Source organism: Candidatus Magnetaquicoccus inordinatus (assembly GCF_004217665.1).
Taxonomy (GTDB): domain Bacteria; phylum Pseudomonadota; class Magnetococcia; order Magnetococcales; family Magnetaquicoccaceae; genus Magnetaquicoccus; species Magnetaquicoccus inordinatus.
Genome location: NZ_RXIU01000273.1, coordinates 1 through 3,920, shown reverse-complemented (window position 1 = coordinate 3,920; position 3,920 = coordinate 1). Strand labels below are relative to the sequence as shown.

The following is a 3,920-nucleotide window of genomic DNA, read 5'->3' as shown; positions in this document are numbered from 1 at the left end:
TTTTAATCTTTTGCCTTTGGCGCGCCTTTCACAACAAGCCGACGCGCTTTTTGCGTCGGCGCGGCGCGCCTAATGGAAGCAAGCTGTGCGGATTGGCGCGCCTTTTTGCGCCAATCCGCACAGCATCCCCATGGGGGTAGAGCTGGCGAGCCAGCACCAACCTGAATAGTTACAAAAGAGCGAGACAGGAATCCCAGCTCGCTCATTTTCTGCCCTGACAGCAAAAAAAAGAGCGAGACAGGGATCCCAGCTCGCTCATTTTCTGCCCTGACAGCACAGTTGTGGCGCTGTCGGCTGCCGAAATTACATGGCGGCAGCAGGTTTTTTCTTGGCTTTTTTGCCTTTTTTGGCTTTCTTGCCGTGTTTTTTACCAGCATTGTGCTGTTTTTCCATGGTCTGCATGCTGCCACCCATATCAGCGGCTTGAACCGGCGTAGCGGCCCACAAACCCATGGCAACCAACATGGCGATCACACCCGACATCCGTTTGAGATTTTGCATCTTACGCTTTCCTTAAATCCCAGAGCTTAATTTGTTAATTGAAGTTAAGACTGTTTTGGCACTGCATTGTGTTGCTTGCGACCTTGCCGGAAGATCCGGTCCAGTCTTCAGTGTTTGGCAAATACCGACAGGCTGTTGCGCCACCATCGACCTGTTCTACCAAACAATGCGACTACTTTTTGGTGGCGGCCTTCTGAAGTTCTTCACATTTTTTGTCGCTTTTGCAATCCACCTTAATGGGTGCATCGGCGGCTGCTGCCGTATTGGTCAAAAGAAGCATCACGACAGCACACATGAATACTCTACCAACGGTTTGTTTCATGGTAACCCCTTCAGTTTGGCGCTACCGGATCATTTACCGCACAAGAACCATGCGGCTAATCGGCAAAACACGCGCACATTTCACTTGTCGACCGATTATGCAAGCATCGGACCGCTTTTTCGACTGCACCGAACTTGCCATCTTGAGCCTCCATGGGCAGCGGCTGTTTTTGCAAAACAAGCCCCTCTCTCGACAAGTGCACAGAGCGATTCTAATATGGAGCGACAATGACCGATAATTTTACAGATCTATTCCAACAATTTCAACCTTTTTTTGCAGTATGTTTCAATTTTTCCTGACAATTGGATACAGATTACCGGTGTTGATCGGGTTTATGGTGGTGCAATCAATTGGCTTTTGTTGGCTTTTCTGCTTGGTAATGCTTGCAGGAAATCAGGGTGAACCGTATACTTGACATCCATTAATGACTCCACCCTGTCTCTATACGCGAGCACGCATCCATGAGCGCACACCGTATCCATCAAATCCAAGTTCTCTTTTCTGCCGAAGAAGATCGCCTGCAACTGCGCATCAATACCCATGGGCGCTCCGAGTTTCGTTTTTGGCTGACACGCCGTTTTATCAAACGTTTATGGCCAGGTTTGCGTCAGGCAATGGAAACACATGTACAGTTGGAAAGCACCACTCCTGTCGATCCCCACAACCGTGCTGCCCTGCTCAGCTTTGTACATCAGCAAGCGGTCTCCGAAACCGATTTTGCTACCCGCTATCAGGAAGAGCCCTGTGAAATGCCGCTGGGAGCAGTACCAGTTTTGGTGACCCGTGCGCGTATTGAACCGCGTGAACAGGGTGGCTATTTGCTTGGTTTGCACCCGCAAACCAGCTATGGTATCGAGGTGGCCATGGATCCCAAGCTGTTGCACTCCTTCTGTAAATTGATTATCGACGCCGTCGGCAAGGCTGATTGGGATCTCTCTCTGGCTTTGGCACCAGCAGGCAAAGTGGTAACAGATGTGGGAACAATGTATGGACCAAATGGCAGCAATTATACCATCAATTGATTGTGACAATATTATCTCAACTCTGTGAGCATACCACGATAATGACAATAAACCTCAGGCGCAACTGCTGTTGGCTCTTTTTGACGCTTCTCTTCACCTTGTTGCTGCCAACAGAGACATGGGCCGAGATACACTACCACTGGGTGCAACTACAGGCAGGAAAACAAAAAAATAATTTTTGGCTTCCTGACCTCTCCATTCGCGCAATCGTCGATGCCCAAGATCCCTGTCCTGCTCTTTATGATGGACCCAAACGGGATAAAGCAAAACGTCTCTATACTTTAGAAGAGCGTGCCAAAAGAGGGGAGGTGGCCTCTACACCCTTTTTCAAAGAGATCAAGCTCTGTGAACGCACCATCAGTGCCGATGATGCACTGTTGCAACAATGGGGTGTCGGCTATCTGGCGGGCGACAAAAAATCGTCACCTATTCAACTGCCCGATCTGCGCCAGGGCGCGATGCCTCTGAGCCAACTGATCACCTCTGGTTGCACCGGCTGCCGGGATAACAAGGAGCAATTTTGCGCCACCACTCCACCAGCAGGCTCCAAAAACAGGGCCACCGCTCTGCCCTGGTTGCTGACCGCCCTTAATCAGCAGGCTTTCTCTGCGCCAGACAACTCGTTGCCTCCCCTCTGGGTGCATCTGGGAGATATGCGCTACTCCGGACAAAAAGAGGGAGTCATCGACTCCTGGAGCAGCAGCAATGGCAAACTGGGCTGGAAAGAGGAGTTTTTCGCTCCTTATGCCACCCTGTTGGCGCAAAGCTGGTCGGTGATTTTGCGCGGCAATCACGAGGGGTGCTTTGTCAAAAACAATGACTGGGACAACTCGGGCTGGAACAATCGCGGTGAGGGCTGGCTCTATTTTTTTGGCAGTGGCAACCAGGAGTGTCAGGATATTGCTGGCAAAGAGCATGATCTGCTCGCACCTATCGCCTTTGATGCTCAGGTTTATGGTGGCAGCAGCAGCCAGCCGCAAGCAAGCAAACAGAAAGTGCGTCTGCTCTTTCTCGACCTGGTACGCACTGGTGACGGACGCGACAAAAATCCACAGCAAACCCAAGAGCTCTACCGGCTCCAGTACAACCACATCGCCAAACAGTGGTTGACTCCCCTGTCAGCCGAGCAGCCTGCCTGGATCTTTCAACATATCCCTGCCTATGAAACAACCAAAAAGGGCGAACTGGACAAATCTGTCTTTTATAAAGCCTTGCAAAGTTCTGATCTGCAAGCAGAGCTCCCTAAAGTGGCCCTGTTGCTCTCTGCACATCTGCATCAATTTGCCTGGGTACAGCCATCCGCCAAGCAACCTCTGCAAATCATCGTCGGTAATGGTGGAGTCGCCCTCTCCGGCGCACCGGGCAGTCGTTGCGCATGGAACAACAAAGCGGGGCAATCGGCTGGACAATCCATCCATTTTGGTTTTCTGAACATTCAATTCAACGTCAGCGGCCAAGAGACCACAGCACAATATCGCATACCCCTCTTCCGCCCTGCACCTGGCACCCTGCAACAAGAGTGGCAAATGATCTGTACCGGCGACAAAAATGCACCGCTACGCCCACATTGCCAGGCACCAACGACTCTACCACCCTGTTAAAACCGCGTGGCCAACCTCTTTCTCTGCCAACTCGGTTGCTACATAGCAGGGCAAGCGCATTTGCAAACCAGAAAATTGTTATGGAGGTCCAGGAGGAGATTATCTCCTCCTGGTGGGTGCAGGGCAAAGCCCTGCTGAAAATGTGCGGCGTTTCACCAGAAGCGAATGCGAAGCATTCGCGCACGCCGCACAAATCTGTGCCCCGGAGGGGCACGCTTTGGGAGGGCGGACGCCCGACATGCACAGTTTCGCATGTGGCAACAATGAGAAAATTGGCAAATGCGCTTGCCCTGTGCTTCATACCCATTTGCGTTGCTTCAGGTAAAAAATCTGGGTAACTATTCAGGTTGGTGCTGGCTCGCCAAATCTACCCGGTTTGCGATGACTCGCCAACTCTACCCCCATGGGGATGCTGTGCGGATTGGCGCAAAAAAGCGCGCCAATCCGCACAGCTTGCTTCCATTAGGCGCGCCG

4 protein-coding genes are annotated in these 3,920 nt (G+C 51.6%); 2 read left to right on the top strand and 2 right to left on the bottom strand.

Features of this window, described 5'->3' with window-relative positions:
* Positions 1-303 precede the first annotated feature (303 nt).
* On the bottom strand, positions 304-501 hold the full coding sequence (locus tag EJP87_RS14480) for a hypothetical protein (RefSeq protein WP_130472574.1): 198 nt from the start codon (positions 499-501) through the stop codon (positions 304-306).
* Between the two features lie 172 nt (positions 502-673).
* Entirely contained in the window at positions 674-823 is a 150-nt protein-coding gene (locus tag EJP87_RS18000; RefSeq protein WP_193771412.1) for a hypothetical protein, read from the bottom strand.
* Between the two features lie 461 nt (positions 824-1,284).
* Between EJP87_RS18000 and EJP87_RS14470 the strand changes: the two genes are divergently transcribed.
* Together EJP87_RS14470 and EJP87_RS14465 are read left to right on the top strand one after the other, a co-directional pair.
* Positions 1,285-1,845 (top strand): hypothetical protein, encoded by a 561-nt coding sequence (locus tag EJP87_RS14470; protein WP_130472573.1) that lies wholly within the window; start codon positions 1,285-1,287, stop codon positions 1,843-1,845.
* A gap of 41 nt (positions 1,846-1,886) precedes the next feature.
* Positions 1,887-3,446: a metallophosphoesterase gene (locus tag EJP87_RS14465; RefSeq protein WP_130472572.1), complete on the top strand. Its 1,560-nt coding sequence runs from the start codon at positions 1,887-1,889 to the stop codon at positions 3,444-3,446.
* The last annotated feature ends 474 nt before the right edge of the window (positions 3,447-3,920 follow it).

What these genes read in the sequence shown, in the direction of transcription:
- EJP87_RS14480 (WP_130472574.1), bottom strand. Translation starts at nt 501, where the DNA reads ATGCAAAATCTCAAACGGATGTCGGGTGTGATCGCCATGTTGGTTGCC.
- EJP87_RS18000 (WP_193771412.1), bottom strand. Translation starts at nt 823, where the DNA reads ATGAAACAAACCGTTGGTAGAGTATTCATGTGTGCTGTCGTGATGCTT.
- EJP87_RS14470 (WP_130472573.1), top strand. Translation starts at nt 1,285, where the DNA reads ATGAGCGCACACCGTATCCATCAAATCCAAGTTCTCTTTTCTGCCGAA.
- EJP87_RS14465 (WP_130472572.1), top strand. Translation starts at nt 1,887, where the DNA reads ATGACAATAAACCTCAGGCGCAACTGCTGTTGGCTCTTTTTGACGCTT.